Origin of the sequence: Anaerovibrio sp. (assembly GCF_024697385.1) — a bacterium.
Classification (GTDB): domain Bacteria; phylum Bacillota; class Negativicutes; order Selenomonadales; family Selenomonadaceae; genus Anaerovibrio.
Map to the genome: position 1 here is coordinate 1 of NZ_JAILFV010000150.1, position 15562 is coordinate 15562.

Sequence of the window (15562 nt, forward strand, 5' to 3'; positions counted from 1 at the left end):
GATTTTCGGGTGCTGGTCTGCCAGCAGGAGCAAGGTGGCACATGTATGTCTAAGGCTATGGAACGTGAAGTTTTTCGGCAATCCCATTTTATCACATAACGGGCGGAAATGCCGTCTGGCAAAGGTGGTAAACCGCATTAAAGTGCCTTTCAGAGACGGAAACACAACGTCGTATTCACATCCGATGTACTCATCACCCATGGCCTCTCTGTGCTTCTCCAACCATTCGTGCCACTCTCTAAGCATGGCTACATCATTATCGTCAATCATAATTATCCTGTTGGAGCTATCAGTTTTCAGCGTGCCAATGTATGGCTTGCTGCTTTCATCATTGCTGAGATTATGGCTCAGATGAATCGAGAGGTGCTCAAGGTCGATATCCTGCCACATGAGGCCGAACATTTCGCCCTTACGCATGCCGGTTTTGATTGCCAGCGTATAAACTACGGGCATCATATGATTGTAGTAATCCGAATCGACCTCACCGGCTAATTTTATGAATTCTCTTGTCTCCTCTGCAGTTAAGACCCTGTAATCCGGCTTTACAGCCTTGGGCGGCTTGGTCTTAGTGATTGGGTTGCTGGTTGCTGCTCCGGTGTTAATTGCTGCGTTATACATAGTGCTCAATCTCCTTCTGATATTACATACTGTGTTAGGTGATAATCCCTGATCTATCAGGTTACTGAAATGTTGCTGCCACTGAACGGCGGTAATGTCATCCAGTATCTGCTCCCCCATTACTGGCAAAACATGGGTAACAAGCAGTTGTCTGTAGTTCTGGTAAGTCTTCAGCTTGGTACCTGTGCGAACATATTGTTCTAACCATGTTTCCATCCAATTCTTAAGCTGCTTGTCGGTGTTTTTGGCAATCTGGATGTTACGCTGAACTTCCTGGGCATACGCTTGCCACTTCTCCTTTGCGTCCTTGAAAGACTTCGTGGAATTTCTGGCTACTCTCTTCCGCGTTCCGTCAGGCAACGTGATATAGCCCCGATAGCAGAAAAGGCCCGATTTTGTTTTGTATTTGCTGCCCTCACCGTTTGCGTTTCTCATAATGCCACCCCGTATGTTTCTTCCAGATAAGCGATTGGAATGATGATTTTGTTTCCCAGCTTGGAGCTCGGCATCTCTTTTGCCTTAACCAGATCATAAATGTGCCCCCGACTAACGCCCATGATCTGAGCTACTTTGGAAGCACTGAGGAACTGTGGCTTGAAGTTTTCTGTTGTTTTTCTGTTGTTTTGTGTTGTCATAGCATGATCTCCTTATGAAAATAAAATATAAAAATGTATATAAAAAAGCGGACCAAGACAGGGAATGTTTGTGAGCAAAATTCTTTCGCCGCTCACTGGCATTTTGTCTTTAGTCCGCTTTGTAATTTTCAATTCATATCCAAGCAATTTGCTTTCATTGTTATATTACCACATAAAAGGTCAAAAGGTCAAGGGCTATTTTTCATATTTTCAATATTTTTTGTTATTGCTTATTTTGTCCGTTCTATCATCTTTATTACTGCTGTAAAAGCAGGATATAATTATAAAATATAGAATACCTACCATGTGTAATTTATTTTAGATATGGGGGATATAAATATGGCATCTCAGGAATTGAATCAGGCACTGTGGAGCGCAGCCAATGTTATGCGCAGTACTATGAGTGCGGATGAATATAAGGATTATTTGTTAGGATTGGTATTTTATAAGTATCTTTCCGACCGTCAGCTCTATGCTGTAGTGGATTTGCTGGAAGACCGCAAGCCGGAGTCACTGGATGAGGCTCAGGAGATTTACGAAAAAGCCCGCAACAGCGGTGAATGGAATGATTTGGCAGAGGAGCTGGAAGAAAGCTACGGTTTTGCCATCAAACCTGAATTCACATTTACCGCCTTGTATAAGGCCATAAACGATAAGACCTTTACCACTGACCAGCTGCGTCAGGCCATGCGTGATATAGAGCAGGGCGGCGAGCCAATTCGTGGGCAGAAGCCTTATGAGGATCTCTTTGAGGAATTTGATATCGATTCCAAGAGCCTTGGCACTACCCCGGCAAAGCGTAATACCATGCTTTCTGATGTGATGAAGGAGCTGGCCCATATAGATTTCACTCAGTACGGTGCGGATGCCCTGGGTGATGCTTATGAATACCTTATTGGGCAGTTTGCCGCCGGTTCCGGTAAAAAGGCCGGGGAATTCTATACGCCACAGTCAGTTTCTGAACTGATTACCCGTATTGTAACTATGGGCAGAGAGGATAAGCCGGGCTTTTCTCTGTATGACCCTTGTATGGGTTCTGGTTCCCTTCTTTTACAGGCCAGAAATTATATCAATGAGGACTGTAGAAATGGTATCCAGTTCTTCGGACAGGAATTATCCCATACTACCTATAACTTGGCCCGCATGAACATGGTCCTTCATAATGTACCGTTCCAGCATCAGCATTTCAGAAATGGCGATACTCTGGGGGATGACTGGCCAACCGAGGAACCGACAAATTATGATGCTACGGTAATGAATCCTCCTTATTCCCAGCACTGGAGTGCAGCTGCCGGGTTCCTTACTGACCCTCGTTTCCAGAGTTATGAGAAGCTGGCGCCAAAGACCAAGGCTGATTTTGCGTTCCTGCTTCATGGTTTCTATCATCTGAAGAATGACGGTACCATGGGAATTATCCTGCCACACGGCGTTTTGTTCCGCGGTACAGCGGAAGGAACCATCAGAAAACATCTACTGGAAAATGGTAGTATTTATGCTGTTATTGGACTTCCAGCGGGCATTTTCTTCAGCACTGGCATTCCTACCTGTGTAATTATTCTGAAGAAGGATAATACTGACCGTAGCATATTGTTTATTGATGCTTCCAAAGAGTTCCGTAAGGAAAAGGCCCAGAATTATATGGATTCTGAGCATATTGATAAGATTGTAGATGCCTATAAGAGCAGACAGGATATTGATAAGTTTGCCCATCTGGCCACCTTCGAGGAAATCAAGGAGAACGACTATAACCTTAATATTCCTAGATATGTGGACACCAGTGAGCCAGAGCCTGAGATTGACTTGGATGCTGTAACTACTGATATGGAGAATATTGATAGAGAAATACAGCAAGCAAATAATGACCCATTAGCTATGCTTAATGACCTGACATTCAGCACCCCGGAAATAGAGAAATCCATGAGTAAACTCATTAAAACCTTGGAGGTGTAAGGATGAATACACCTAAGATAAGATTTAAAGGATTTACTGACTCTTGGGAACAGCGGAAGTTAGGGGATATATGTGATTTTGAAAAAGGGAGAGGCCTAAGTAGAGAAGACTTAATTTCTGATGGTAAATACCAGTGTATTCTTTATGGTCAATTATTTACAGATTATGGAATGTTTATTGATGAAGTTAAATCAAGTACAAATATAAAAAATAATGATGTCAAATTAAGCGAGACAGGAGATATTCTAATTCCGAGATGCAGCACAGCTCCAGAAGGTATTGGTAGAGCATCAGTAATTACAAAATCGAATGTTATTCTAGGTTTTGATATAAATATTTTAAAATGTAAAAATAAAAACAAACATGATTCAGAATTTGTTTCGTTGGCAATAAATCATCATCAAAAGGACTTACAGACAAAAGTTGTTGGTACAATGGTGCGACATCTTGAAAATAAAGAAATCAAAGATGTGTATATTGAATTGCCACAAAATGCTAATGAACAACATAAAATCACCAAGATTTTTAAAAATCTCGATAACCTTATCACCCTTCACCAGCGTAAGTGTGACAGCCTAAAGCAAGTCAAAAAGTATATGCTGCAGAAGATGTTCCCTAAGCAGGGGGAGAAGGTGCCGGAAATCCGCTTTGCTGGATTTACTGGAGATTGGGAACAGCGGAAATACTCAGATATTGCAATCACGAGAAGGGGATTGACCTATAAACCTGATAATATTGTTAGTGATGGTAAGCGTGTTTTGCGATCATCCAACATAAATGAGGATACTTTTGAAATACATGAAGATGATGTATTTGTTGATGAGAATGCAGTTAATATTCCGTATGTAAAAAATGGAGATATTCTTATTACATCCGCAAATGGTTCAAGTAGATTGGTTGGTAAACATGCTATAGTCCGTAATATTACTGATAATTCTATGGTTCATGGTGGCTTTATGTTACTTGCTTCATCTGATGAGCCAGAATTTTTAAATGCTTTGATGAGTTCACAATGGTACACAAGATTCATCAATGTATATGTTGCAGGTGGAAATGGGGCAATAGGAAACCTTAATAAGAGTGATTTAGATGGGCAGATAGTGTCAGTGCCATCAAGGGATGAAATGAAAAAGATTGGCGACTATTTTTCCAATCTCGACAACCTTATCACCCTTCATCAGCGTAAGTCAGACAGCCTTAAAGAAATCAAGAAATTCATGTTACAGAATATGTTTCCGAGGGAATAGTTATGGCACAGAGCGAAGCATCAATGGAAAAAGCCCTTATAAAACAGCTGACAGAGGATGTATCCCAGTGGACTTACCGCAGGGATATTACTGATGAAGCCAGTCTGTGGGCCAATTTCCGGGAAAAACTTAATCAAAATAATATCGGTGCCCTCGATGGAGAGCCTATTACTGATGTGGAATTTAATCAGATTCAGCAGTTTATGCTGGATGTGGCCAAATCACCTTACAAGGCAGCTCTGTGGCTTGCCGGGGAAAATGGTGAGGCCGTTATTCCTCTTACGAGAGAAGATGCCGCCAAGGGTTCCATTCATCTTATGGCTATTAGTAACCGGGAAATTGCCGGCGGCCGTTCTTCCTACGAGGTAATTAATCAGTATGTAGCGGAAAAACTGGACGATGAAGACCGTGAACGTCGCTTTGATGTGACTCTCCTTATCAACGGCCTGCCAATGATTCATATTGAACTAAAGAATCAGGACCACCCTTACATGGATGCCTTCAGACAGATAAAAAAGTACAGTCTTGAAGGTAAGTTCCGGGGGCTGTTTGGCTTGGTTCAGATGTTTGTGGTAAGTAATGGCAGTAATACCAGATACATTGCCGCTGATACCGGCTCCAATCTCAATGAGAAGTTCCTCACTTCATGGGTAAACAAGAAGAATGAACCAGTGGAGAATTATCTGGAGTTTGCCAAGGAAGTTCTCCGTATTCCGGAAGCCCATGAGATGGTAGGCCATTACAGCGTAGTGGATTCCGAGCGTCACAAGCTGATATTGCTGCGCCCTTATCAGGTACATGCCATCGAGGCAGTAAAGAGAGCGTCCGCAAATCAGGAGTCAGGGTTCGTATGGCATACTACCGGTTCGGGCAAAACACTGACCTCTTATACCGTGGCCAAGAACCTTATTCTGATTCCTGGTATAGACAAGACAATATTCCTCATTGATCGCAAGGATTTGGATCAGCAGACTTCCTTGTCCTTTAAGGCTTATGCGGAAAATGACATTATTGATGTTGATGACACAGATAATGTCCATGAACTCTTGCAGAAGCTGAAAAACAAGGACAGAATGGTTATTGTAACCACTATTCAGAAGATGCAGATTGTTATGAAGCGGTACAATAACGAGGCCAAGAAGGATTCCCCTACCACAAAGCGTCTGCGCAGTATGCGGATAGCCTTTGTAGTAGATGAATGCCATAGAACCGTTACCCCTGAAACCCAGCGTGAATTACAGAAATTCTTTGCCGGGGCGCTTTGGTATGGCTTTACCGGTACTCCGATCTTTGATGAAAACAAGCGGCAGCGTAAGGGAGATTTGGCCCGTACTACCGAAGCATTGTATGGCCCTTGCCTTCATAACTATACCATTAAGGAAGCTCTGCAGAACAAGGCTGTCCTGGGCTTCCAGATTGATTACAGTGACTCTTTGTCTGATGATACCTTGGCCACAGTAGGAGAAAAGCTGGGAGTGGGCAGCTACGATGCCATACAGGTTCATGACCGGGTAGTCCGGGAACAGGAAGTGCTGTCAGCTTATTATAAAAGCAGTGGCAACGATATTTATGACTCCGATGAACACCGACAGGAAGTAGTTGAATACATTGTAAATAAATGTGCTGGCAAGTTTAGGCTCCACGCACCACAGGGCGAGGCTTATGAGGCTATTCTTACGGTACAGAGTATTGATATTGCTCAGAAATATTACAAGATGTTCAAGGAATATGTGGCCGGAGGCAATGTTTCCGATTCTATCAAGGAAAAGTGTGTGGATTTCCCGAAGATTGCCATAACCTATACCGTTACCGAGAATGAAGAAAAATCCATAGAAAATCAGCAGGCTATGAAGGAAGCCCTGAAGGACTACAACGCAATGTTCGGCACCAATTTTGCCTTGGACAGTCTGGCTGCCTACAATACCAATCTTAATGACCGTCTGGCCCGCAAGAAGGGACGGTATAAGCAGCGGAAGGAACAGCTGGACCTTGTTATTGTAGTGGACCGGCTCCTGACCGGTTTTGATGCGCCCCCATGTGCCATTCTGTTCGTGGACAGGCCACCTATGGCACCGCAGAATATCATTCAGGCCTTCTCCCGTACCAATCGGATTTATGACAAAAACAAGCGCTATGGCATGATTGTCATCTTCCAGCGGTCAGCCCAGTTCCAGACTGCGGTTGATGGTGCTCTTTTACTGTACAGCAATGGCGGTACCAAGGAAGTAAGTGCCCCTTCCTTCACCGAAATTGAACGGGAATTCAAAGAGGCATTGGAAGAGCTTAGGAAGATTGCCGCAACTCCGCAGGAAGTGGAAAACCTTAATGGTGATGTGGCTTCCATGCAGAAATTTGCCAAGGCTTTCCAGAAGGTGGACAGACTCAGCGGCGAACTGCAGGTTTATCAGGAATGGGAAGGCCGGGACTTGTCAGATTACGGCATCGACAAGCAGCAGCTTAATGATTACAGTGGCAAATACCATAATGTGATCGAGGAGCTGAAGAAGCCGAAGCCGGATCAGCCGGCCATAACCATTGATGTTGGCTACGAGCTGGAGAATCTCGGCAGCGTGACCATTGATTACCGCTACATCGTTTCCCTTATCCAGACCTATATGCCTGCGGAGGATGATTTGGTGGCTGAACCGATTGCCGACGAGGTTATTGACAGCCATATCGAAAAGCTGGGAGAGAGCAACCCTGCTTTGGCCCATATCATTGGCAAGTTCTGGGATGACATAAAGAAAGACCCTATGAAATACAAGGGCCTTGATGCCATGACGGTAATTGAAACCAATATCGAGGATACCATTTCCAGGCGGATAAAGGAGTTCGCCAAGGAATGGTGCGTTAAAACCCAGGATATTTTGGCGGCTATCAATACCTTCAGCAACGACGATAATATTTCGCTGCAGGTAGATTATGATGCCTATAAGGAAAACCATGAGGGCATAAGCAAGCTGAAATATAAGCGGGCTGCCAAGGACGCTGCCCTGGAATTAATTAGGGGCATAAGGCCTTTACGGGATAAATAACTGTATTTACCTTGTTGACCTTTATTTTATAAAGAGTTATAATCAAAAAACGGTTGATTTCCCCAGACGGAACGTTTTAATTCCTACCAAAATTCAATCACCCCCTTTCAAAAGGCCGCTATCCCCTTTAAAAGCGGCCTTTTGCTTGCCTTAATTAATTTTCCCTGTAGGATTCTTGATATGCTCCAGAATTTCATCCATATAATCCTCAAGCCTTGCCTGCGCCTCCTCCGTAGAGGAGGATTCCCTCGAAATGTTCTGGGCCACTTCCCGGGCATAGGATTCAATTTCCCGTACTTTATCCATGCTTGTTCGTGTTGTTTCCAGCACAGTAACCTGTTCTTTCGGCTCGGGACCATGAGAAATGGTGTAATGTACGACCTCCAAAACTTTATAATTCTCATCGTTGTACGTGGCCCAAATGACCATGATTGTTTCGTTAGGAGTCTCTTCTTGGCTTATCAGAGACAGGGTTTTTCCTATGGCTATTTTTGCTAGCTCGGGCTGCTTAGTTGCATCTATAGTTTCGATGAGTTTTGCTTTCATATGTTTCACTCCTTTACCCCTTTTTTTATTTCATCCACGTAGCGCCGCATAACCATATCGAGTGCTTGCCCCATCTTGTCAATGGCTTGGCGCTTTTTCTCCAGCGTCAATTTAGATTTTTTGCTGTCTTCCGACGCTATGTTTTGTGCAGCATCTTCAAACATGTACTCTTGCTCGATTTCTTCACCAACTAAGATCTCTTTTTTCAAAATGTCGATTTTTTCGCTGCCTTTGCGACCGATAATACACTCATACTCACTTATTTCGGTTACAAGCTCATTTGGCGTCTTGAATATGTTGACATACTTTGCCTCGATGATCATGCTCAGGCGCTCACTGCCATCTTCCAGCATGTCCGTTTTTTCATCATATCCAGTGCAGTTTTTGCCTAAAATGTACTCGGCCAGTTTGGGCTGCATTTTTACATCAACGGTTCTATAATTCAGATGTACCATATTATTCTCCTTTCCCGCGACAGCAAGCGGCATCACGATATATCGGAAATACCCCGCTAAGGGGAGCCAGGCCAAGATGGCCCGGCTTATTACCTTCCGAACCCAAAAATGAATTAAGCGGGGAAACTTTCATTTTCGCATGGCTGTGGGTGCGACAGACAATCCAAAGCTTTTAATACATTGGTAATATTTCCGTCCTCAAAGACGATTTCGGACGTGATGCTATCGATCCCACCCAAAAGCTGGTTCTGGATGATGCTGATACTGCCATCCTTATATATGGCTACTACTGTTATTTCTGGGCTGTCACAGTTACCTAAAACGAAAGCATCCGCGTTTTTGATAGTACAAGAAAGTACATAGCGGTCTAATTTTTTTGCATGTTCTGTTGTAATCTGAGTGATGGTCATAATTATATTCCTCCATAAAAACATTAAATATATCGGCATTTTCAGACACCCCGTGAGGGGTGCTTTTATCTTATCTCTTACAAAACGGCAATTAGGCCACATTATTATCTTTTACAATTCTTACATCCAAATATCTGGCGAGCTCTTTTAAAGCCTGCCCGAAACTGTATCCATACATCTTCTGGACAAGGCCTATTATGTCTAAGCCCCGATTATCAGTGCAATGGCAAACGTATACATCATATGGTTGTGACACGCCATTAGCCGTGTAAATGACCGCATCTCCTGTGTGGTCATCATGCTCTGGCAGGACGCAGCAGAATTTTGTGCCAGTGCACTCAAAGCCGAGTGAAGTCAGATATTCCTTCATATCCACATGGGTCTTGATGTAGTCAACCGCCTCTGAATAGGCAATGGTACCATTTACGGCCATGGCTTTCCGCCTTGGCATTGGTATAACCTTATTGTGGGCAACCTTTTTGGCTTTGGATTCCGCCTTGGCCTGAGCATAATAATCTGGGTAGGCCTCGCTGTAGGCCTGACAGGCAGCGGCAATCTTCTCAGCAGTATTGTCAAGGATCTGCTCAATCTGGTCCATGGTGTATTCCACTGGAGTAGCCTCAGCAATGGTTACATCATACGGGGCTAACCCAGCTTTTAAATGCCTGGATCCAGGTCTGCGCAAGATTCTTGGTATATCAGAAACCGCTTGATCGGCTATAGATATGCTGGATACCAGTTTTTTCAGCAAATTCCGCCCTCGCTCCACATTGCTCTGGTCTGCTTCAGCTATTGACCAGTATACATGGAAGCCGTTCCGGGTATCCACAATGGCGGTTGGACACGGTAATGCTGTGTGGATGATATCCCACATGGCCGCTTTTCGTTTCTGGACTTCATCCATAGATAAGTAGTGCCCCTGAGCATCCTTACCGGCATCGATATCGCAAAATATGCTGCGGATGGCCGTAATATTCTCAGCCTTCCGGCTTGAACCAGTGAATACATTGACGGCGAAAAATTCATTCGTGTGATAGACATTTTCGCCGTCTTTGATAAAGGTGCGGTCTTTTCCATCTTTATTAAAGTGGAATTCGTGATAGATGACGGGAGTCTGATTGCGAAGGATATACTGCCTAAAGATGACATCTTTATCCAAGGCTATTGCTTCATCTGTAAGATCGCCATTGAGGATCTCCTCAACCTCTTCCTGGGTATCCGCAATCTTGTTGACATTGGCCGGATTATTGAGCTCACTAAGCAGATGATCCAGTTCCCTAATGGTCTGGGTGGACCGAACCTGCTTCCTGATGGACGGCCAAAAGGCATTTATTAGCTGAAGCGGGAGCTTATTTCCGGCAGTGCAGTAAAGTGGGTTTAAAAGGTATGAGGTTCGGCCACAGATCTCAGATTTGGCAATTACATCATGCTGGTCAAACAGGGATTTGACCTTGCCCCAGGTACCTTTGGAATTGATTCCGCATATGGCCATCAGGTCTTTCTGTGTCTTGGCCAATTTCCAATGGGACCGGGATAATCCCTTATCAATAACAATCTGGTTTGAAGAGTTGAGATGTGTGCTAAGCTTTCCAAAAGCGAACCAGGCCGCTTTGTCATCCAGTAGGTCAATGAGATGAATCTCGTGGTTTTCCTGAGTCAGCCTCATCGTGCGGTAGAACCGCAGGCCGTACAGGGCCGTGTATGTCTGGTTCTCTTCATCATACATATCGTACTCGGTCACATCGGTAAAACGCCGATGGCCGGTAAGGTTATCTGAGCTCATACTATTTAGGGTTGTCTTGTAAATAATTAATTTCCTTTCCGAGACCCGTTTTTGCGTGGGCCTCTATCTGTATAGTACCGATAGGGTTCATTTTTTTTGGGGAGGTGAGCCAAAAAAGTTCATAAAAGGGGGAACTTACAATTCACCTTAACATCTTGTGAAATATGGCTTGATAGGCATTTCGGGTGGGAACAGTCTCTTGTAGAATATTAAGATAGTGTTCCCGGAATCGTGTCCAGATAATCACAAGAGTCGGGGGCGGAAAATTAAATCCTCAGGTGCCAGATTGACGGCAAGGGTGATATAAAGCTTAATACCAACTCACATATAAGTTGGTAGACAGAGATGGATAAAAAATCAGTATTAAGCTTTTAACTCCGAGTGGTGAAGGATTTAAAATAGCCATGTTCTTTATTCCGCATTTTTTTACCTCGTTCGGCTTGAGCCATGGCATCCTTTTTCAGGAGTGCCAGTTGCCCCTTTATATGGTCCGACAGATTCTCAGGAGGATCATTTTCAACCATTTTAAATATAGCCTTCATGAACATTGCCGTCAGACTATCCCCATAAATTTGGGCCAGTTCCTTTAGAAGATCCTTGCTTCCGCCCGGAATTCTGATTATGACTTGATCATACATTTTGGCATTATATTTACTGGTAGCTCTCATTTGAGCTTCTGACACGGACATGATTTTTCTCCCCCGTAAAACGTTTTACACACTTAGTATAATGATAATATTATACTAAGTCAAGAGATGATTTTTCATTCACTGTATTGCGAACGGGGTAATACCCTGATGTTTTGTTTTCAGTAAATTTTGATGACGTTTTCGAGGAGAATTTGCGAGATTTTGCGAGTCTGGATTTACATTTTATTACACAATTTGCTGATATTATTCGCTATTTTGTAAATTTTTGGATGTATTTCATTGGATTTTCAGGGAAAAGTATCGCCAAAATTCCTCGAAAATTCGCTAAAACTACCTGAAGCAATAATTTCAGTAAAAAAGCGTCACCAAAACTTACCGAAACTGCATCCAGCTCACTCAACGGGATTGGAATTCATTATATAAGCATGATAACCGTCATATGCCGGTTCCTTTTTGCCAATAATACCTACTGTTGTAGTATTTACGGATGGAACTACCCCCGGGGGCTCATTTTTAGAAATACCAGTTTTCTCATAAGGCACCTGATACCCTCGGGCATTTTTTGCTGATTGGAAACATATTATTGCATATTTTTTTATATGGTCCCGTTAAAGAAAGATATTTTAGGTAATATACAAATGAGCGGCAAGCAAAAAGGCCCAAAATTATGATTGGAGGAATGCAATATGGAACAAATCAATCTAGGGTGGCTTAGGCAGGCCCGCAGGGAAAAACATTTATCCCTTAATGATGTTGGAAAAGCTGTAGGAAGAGGTCCGACAGCTGTCTGGCGTTGGGAGAATGGCAAGTCCCATATCAAGATGGACATGTTGTTAAAGCTAGCACACCTGTACGAAGTGTCTATAGCTGATTTGATTATGGTGAAAGGAGAACATGGGTAAGATGTTGGTCTATGATTTTACAGCACTTCGTACTGCCAGACGGTTGAAAGGAATGAAGCTACAGGAAGTGGCTGATATACTGGGAGTAAGTGCTGCTACCGTTGCTAATATTGAAAATGGGAAGGTCAAAGGCAATGTGTCGAGGCTGCTGGATTTGGTGAAAATATATGACCTTGGCCCATCAGACTTGTTTGTGGACAAAATATGGAACTGATGATAGAAGAAATCCTATGCCGATGACCAGGCTCCTTGGCGGAAAATGATACTGTTTTATGAAAATGGGAAAAACGATGGTTTCACTAAAAAAACACGGAATTTGCACTCATATTTGTTAATATATTGCCAGATACGGAAAAATCCAGATGATTTATCGGTTGCAGTCAGGATAAACCGGAAATAGCCGGTAACTTATTAAATGAGCACTGACTTGGTTAATTCACTGTCCGGAGTATTTCTGCATAAATTTTGGGATTCACAAATGAAGTATGGAGGTCATAATCCCGCAGGGAGTGATGCGTGTCCCCGCAGGGGGAATTCAGGGCATAATAAAACCCGCCAGTATAATAAACTGACGGGCTCTATATGTTTTGACTATTCTGCTAATGGGTCACTAATCTCTTCCGATTCATATATAGTGTATGGATCAATATCAATACACTTTCTCTCGTTCCTATTTCCGACAATATCCCAAGCAACTGTATTATTCAATACAGTCAGTGTTTTATTGAAAACACTTTCATCCTGCAACGGAGCGAAAACTGTGTTAGAAGATTTCATGATTAAAGGCTTCGCATCATATAAATGGATAGTCCCATCATTAAAATAAGCATAGACTTTAAAATCTGGAGCGGCAACGGCTTGAATGACTTCCAACATCAATTCTTTCATTTTAAGTCACTTCCTTTCCAGTGGCGGAATGCTGTTTGGCTCTTGCCCAGACTTTGCCAATTCCCAATTTTGCATCAGTTCATCCTGGTACATTATTATCCAAGCAAGCACAAGTTTTAATTGTTTTGATGGCAAACAGCCTTTTATAACAGATGCTTTTTGTATATCCAACAAAGCTTCGTCTCCATTATATTCTGCATGTATACCAATACAACCCGCTGAATTGGGGGGAATGTTCAACTTATTAAGCAACTTTGTCAAAGTCAATTACTGTAAGTTCGGGTAGCACTTCTTCAGCTTTTTTTCGCAACTGTTCTAATTGGGTTAAAACATCACCGGTATAAAAGACCTCGTTGCATTCAGCGCATTTATAACAAGGCACATTCTTAATAATAATAAGCATGCCGTTTCTTTCGGTAACATCAGCCGTAAATGACTGAACCATGTCACTTTTGCACGATAAACATTTCATAGAGGATTCCTCCGTCCTTTTTGATGGGCCCGATATGCTTTAAATTAAGCGATGCTACTTAATTCCAATAATTCATGTGGGGCAATGTCCTGACCATTTGGCCATACTACCGTATCACCAAATTCTTGCTCAATTCTTACCTGCTTAAAGTACTCTGGGTTACCCAATTCTCCCATCCAACTTCCCTTTAAATACGGAGTAATATCAAAAAGCCTAACTTCACCATTCTCATAAGTAATCTCAAGAACAGTGTCGCTAATCGGACTAACTTTAATCAGTTTCACCATTTTCCACCTCTTTTACCTTTGGAACCCGTTCATCCGATAACTCAAACTCGTCTCTAGTCACTTCAGATGTCCCACTGTCAGGTGGATCCAATTCTATAGTGTATACCTTATTGTCTCTTGTCACATCAATGACTGTACCAGTCTTCCCAGAGGATTTTATAAAAACCGTTTTTTGGTGATAATTACGGTAATAGCCCGCCGGCTTAAACTTTTTCAACTGCTCATCCGTCATCGGCGGGCAATCCGGGTCGTATATTATACCTTCCCTGGCATATGGCTCAACTTTTTTCAGTGCCTCCAGCAATGTCAGTACCTCATCGCCGGACAGAGTAATTCCTTTCCCCATCTTCTCATGGTTCGGCGACCATTCCCGAATATCATACTTGGCTCTCTTTCCGTTCCAAGAAATCAGGTTCAGTTCTTTGGTCCACCCCTTCTGGGAAGATGATATTACACCTATGTTATCTAGTATCTCATAAGAAAAATTATCCATTTCTTCTACTGCTTTCCTGTTGTTTGCACAGAATTCATGAAAATCTGGCTGATCAGAAATAAACTCAATGACATCACTTGTGTCAAGATTATCTGACGACTTAAGATAATCCATAATTTTATTTACCCGTTCAGGTTTTGTTTTTGCGTAGGTAATGACCCCCATAACAAAACCAAAATAAGAACCCGGAAAAGCAACTAATCTATTGTATAATTCTTCCATTCCACTCACCCTTTTTATTATACCATAAACCATTCCGGGTTGGATGATTTGACGAATTGCTATTTCGACACAATAAAGCCTATCAATAGCATATTGCAATCCAAATCCTCAGTCATATAATTCCCTACTAATCACTTTGGCTGTATCGACGAAATGAAAAAACCGCCCTGGCAGGCGGTTAATTCGTTGGTGCGTGACCATCAGTGCTTCCGACACTGATAAGTCGAAATATTATTTCCACTTACAGCAAGGAGCTACCATCATTTTGGTGTTCGCTCTCTTTTTATACATTGATTATATGTCTTTACTGGGAACAAATCAATCGTTATATGGTTTTCTTGCTTTTTTTGAAATTCCTATGCCTTATAGTACATCATCAATTATGTGCTCAATGAAAGCCACAGTAACATTTACAAAAGCTACCTTATCTTGAACACATACAGCGCTAATGATTCCCACCGATGTTTTAATCTTGTGCCCATCCTCGTTAACATAAGAGAATGTTTCGCAAGGAGCCCATGAACTGTCCTGTATTTTGTTGACTGTTTTCCATATAGAATCATTAAGAGGCACCCAGTAATAACCTTCCTTTTTTACAATATCGTTCTCCCCAAGCCCCCATTGATAACCTTCCATTTTCACCATATCATCTTTAGACATAGACACCAAAAAGCAGATGCCTTCTTTTGCCAGTCTTGGATTTTCGTGACAAATACCTACTATTTTGTCACGAAGCCCATTTATAACCTTGACATCGTTTTCATCCCAATATTCGTTCTGGATAAATTCTTCTATTAAGCATCCATTAGATTTGGTCATAATTTATTCCTCCCGTGCGCGGGAACATAATTTCCCGTTCTAATTTACATAGCGGACTGTTAATGGCACTATATCATAAGAAAATATATTTGTCGATACCGTGTGTAGTGTACACTTTGTCAAAAGTTATTGGCATACTTATTGGCATAC

The 15562-nt window shown here is 42.4% G+C and carries 17 protein-coding genes and 1 pseudogene; 5 read left to right on the plus strand and 13 right to left on the minus strand.

The features are described from left to right. Together K6C05_RS08225 and K6C05_RS08230 are read right to left on the minus strand one after the other, a co-directional pair. A partial coding sequence (locus K6C05_RS08225) for a site-specific integrase (RefSeq protein ID WP_296733519.1) occupies nucleotides 1–1053 on the minus strand: 1053 nt, incomplete at its 3' end. Beyond that, nucleotides 1050–1253, minus strand: coding sequence for a helix-turn-helix domain-containing protein (locus tag K6C05_RS08230; protein WP_296733522.1), 204 nt, complete (start codon nucleotides 1251–1253; stop codon nucleotides 1050–1052). The genes K6C05_RS08230 and K6C05_RS08225, both read right to left, overlap by 4 nt. Before the next feature lie 339 nt (nucleotides 1254–1592). Here K6C05_RS08230 and K6C05_RS08235 point away from each other — a divergent pair, with 339 nt between their 5' ends. Genes K6C05_RS08235 through K6C05_RS08245 form a run of 3 tightly spaced genes read left to right on the plus strand, consistent with a single transcriptional unit; the run spans nucleotide 1593 to nucleotide 7485 of the window. Next, nucleotides 1593–3203: a type I restriction-modification system subunit M gene (locus tag K6C05_RS08235; RefSeq protein ID WP_296733526.1), complete on the plus strand. Its 1611-nt coding sequence runs from the start codon at nucleotides 1593–1595 to the stop codon at nucleotides 3201–3203. Between the two features lie 2 nt (nucleotides 3204–3205). Continuing rightward, nucleotides 3206–4450 carry a restriction endonuclease subunit S gene (locus K6C05_RS08240; RefSeq protein ID WP_296733528.1) on the plus strand — a complete coding sequence of 415 codons (1245 nt, stop codon included), beginning with the start codon at nucleotides 3206–3208 and terminating at the stop codon, nucleotides 4448–4450. Nucleotides 4451–4452: 2 nt separating this feature from the next. Then, complete coding sequence (locus tag K6C05_RS08245) at nucleotides 4453–7485, plus strand: type I restriction endonuclease subunit R (protein ID WP_296733530.1); 3033 nt, start codon at nucleotides 4453–4455, stop codon at nucleotides 7483–7485. A 150-nt stretch (nucleotides 7486–7635) separates the two neighbouring features. Here the strand turns inward: K6C05_RS08245 and K6C05_RS08250 are convergent, their stop codons facing one another. The 5 genes from K6C05_RS08250 to K6C05_RS08270 form a co-directional block, all read right to left on the minus strand. After that, complete coding sequence (locus K6C05_RS08250; RefSeq protein ID WP_296733532.1) at nucleotides 7636–8031, minus strand: hypothetical protein; 396 nt, start codon at nucleotides 8029–8031, stop codon at nucleotides 7636–7638. Between the two features lie 5 nt (nucleotides 8032–8036). Beyond that, nucleotides 8037–8486 carry a hypothetical protein gene (locus tag K6C05_RS08255; RefSeq protein ID WP_296733534.1) on the minus strand — a complete coding sequence of 150 codons (450 nt, stop codon included), beginning with the start codon at nucleotides 8484–8486 and terminating at the stop codon, nucleotides 8037–8039. Nucleotides 8487–8599: 113 nt separating this feature from the next. Further along, nucleotides 8600–8896: a hypothetical protein gene (locus tag K6C05_RS08260; RefSeq protein WP_296733537.1), complete on the minus strand. Its 297-nt coding sequence runs from the start codon at nucleotides 8894–8896 to the stop codon at nucleotides 8600–8602. Nucleotides 8897–8987: 91 nt separating this feature from the next. Next, on the minus strand, nucleotides 8988–10679 hold the full coding sequence (locus K6C05_RS08265) for a DNA-primase RepB domain-containing protein (protein ID WP_296733539.1): 1692 nt from the start codon (nucleotides 10677–10679) through the stop codon (nucleotides 8988–8990). Between the two features lie 371 nt (nucleotides 10680–11050). Beyond that, on the minus strand, nucleotides 11051–11362 hold the full coding sequence (locus tag K6C05_RS08270; RefSeq protein ID WP_296733542.1) for a hypothetical protein: 312 nt from the start codon (nucleotides 11360–11362) through the stop codon (nucleotides 11051–11053). A gap of 653 nt (nucleotides 11363–12015) precedes the next feature. On the opposite strand from K6C05_RS08270, the gene K6C05_RS08275 reads away from it, so the two are divergent. Then, complete coding sequence (locus K6C05_RS08275) at nucleotides 12016–12231, plus strand: helix-turn-helix transcriptional regulator (protein WP_296733544.1); 216 nt, start codon at nucleotides 12016–12018, stop codon at nucleotides 12229–12231. Further along, nucleotides 12224–12445 carry a helix-turn-helix transcriptional regulator gene (locus tag K6C05_RS08280; RefSeq protein WP_296733546.1) on the plus strand — a complete coding sequence of 74 codons (222 nt, stop codon included), beginning with the start codon at nucleotides 12224–12226 and terminating at the stop codon, nucleotides 12443–12445. Before K6C05_RS08275 ends, K6C05_RS08280 begins: the two co-directional genes overlap by 8 nt. 377 nt (nucleotides 12446–12822) lie before the next feature. On the opposite strand, the gene K6C05_RS08285 is transcribed toward K6C05_RS08280, so the two are convergent. The 6 genes and pseudogenes from K6C05_RS08285 to K6C05_RS08310 all read right to left on the minus strand — a co-directional run bounded on the left by K6C05_RS08285 (nucleotide 12823) and on the right by K6C05_RS08310 (nucleotide 15412). After that, nucleotides 12823–13119, minus strand: coding sequence for a DUF2442 domain-containing protein (locus K6C05_RS08285; protein ID WP_296733549.1), 297 nt, complete (start codon nucleotides 13117–13119; stop codon nucleotides 12823–12825). Nucleotides 13120–13125: 6 nt separating this feature from the next. Next, a complete protein-coding gene (locus K6C05_RS08290) occupies nucleotides 13126–13386 on the minus strand; it encodes a DUF4160 domain-containing protein (protein WP_363317182.1) in 261 nt (86 codons plus the stop codon). Then, nucleotides 13364–13591, minus strand: a complete 228-nt coding sequence (locus K6C05_RS08295; RefSeq protein ID WP_296733550.1) for a type II toxin-antitoxin system MqsA family antitoxin — start codon at nucleotides 13589–13591, stop codon at nucleotides 13364–13366. Before K6C05_RS08295 ends, K6C05_RS08290 begins: the two co-directional genes overlap by 23 nt. A 44-nt stretch (nucleotides 13592–13635) precedes the next feature. Continuing rightward, a complete protein-coding gene (locus tag K6C05_RS08300) occupies nucleotides 13636–13878 on the minus strand; it encodes a DUF2442 domain-containing protein (RefSeq protein ID WP_296733551.1) in 243 nt (80 codons plus the stop codon). Nucleotides 13879–14161: 283 nt separating this feature from the next. Then, nucleotides 14162–14371: pseudogene (locus K6C05_RS08305) on the minus strand (PC4/YdbC family ssDNA-binding protein); the annotation flags it as partial. A 585-nt stretch (nucleotides 14372–14956) separates the two neighbouring features. Next, entirely contained in the window at nucleotides 14957–15412 is a 456-nt protein-coding gene (locus tag K6C05_RS08310; RefSeq protein ID WP_296733554.1) for a hypothetical protein, read from the minus strand. Nucleotides 15413–15562 lie beyond the last annotated feature (150 nt).

Coding starts and splice junctions, on each gene's coding strand:
- K6C05_RS08230 (WP_296733522.1), bottom strand. CDS start 1,253: ATGACAACACAAAACAACAGAAAAACAACAGAAAACTTCAAGCCACAG.
- K6C05_RS08235 (WP_296733526.1), top strand. CDS start 1,593: ATGGCATCTCAGGAATTGAATCAGGCACTGTGGAGCGCAGCCAATGTT.
- K6C05_RS08240 (WP_296733528.1), top strand. CDS start 3,206: ATGAATACACCTAAGATAAGATTTAAAGGATTTACTGACTCTTGGGAA.
- K6C05_RS08245 (WP_296733530.1), top strand. CDS start 4,453: ATGGCACAGAGCGAAGCATCAATGGAAAAAGCCCTTATAAAACAGCTG.
- K6C05_RS08250 (WP_296733532.1), bottom strand. CDS start 8,031: ATGAAAGCAAAACTCATCGAAACTATAGATGCAACTAAGCAGCCCGAG.
- K6C05_RS08255 (WP_296733534.1), bottom strand. CDS start 8,486: ATGGTACATCTGAATTATAGAACCGTTGATGTAAAAATGCAGCCCAAA.
- K6C05_RS08260 (WP_296733537.1), bottom strand. CDS start 8,896: ATGACCATCACTCAGATTACAACAGAACATGCAAAAAAATTAGACCGC.
- K6C05_RS08265 (WP_296733539.1), bottom strand. CDS start 10,679: ATGAGCTCAGATAACCTTACCGGCCATCGGCGTTTTACCGATGTGACC.
- K6C05_RS08275 (WP_296733544.1), top strand. CDS start 12,016: ATGGAACAAATCAATCTAGGGTGGCTTAGGCAGGCCCGCAGGGAAAAA.
- K6C05_RS08280 (WP_296733546.1), top strand. CDS start 12,224: ATGGGTAAGATGTTGGTCTATGATTTTACAGCACTTCGTACTGCCAGA.
- K6C05_RS08285 (WP_296733549.1), bottom strand. CDS start 13,119: ATGAAAGAATTGATGTTGGAAGTCATTCAAGCCGTTGCCGCTCCAGAT.
- K6C05_RS08295 (WP_296733550.1), bottom strand. CDS start 13,591: ATGAAATGTTTATCGTGCAAAAGTGACATGGTTCAGTCATTTACGGCT.
- K6C05_RS08300 (WP_296733551.1), bottom strand. CDS start 13,878: ATGGTGAAACTGATTAAAGTTAGTCCGATTAGCGACACTGTTCTTGAG.
- K6C05_RS08310 (WP_296733554.1), bottom strand. CDS start 15,412: ATGACCAAATCTAATGGATGCTTAATAGAAGAATTTATCCAGAACGAA.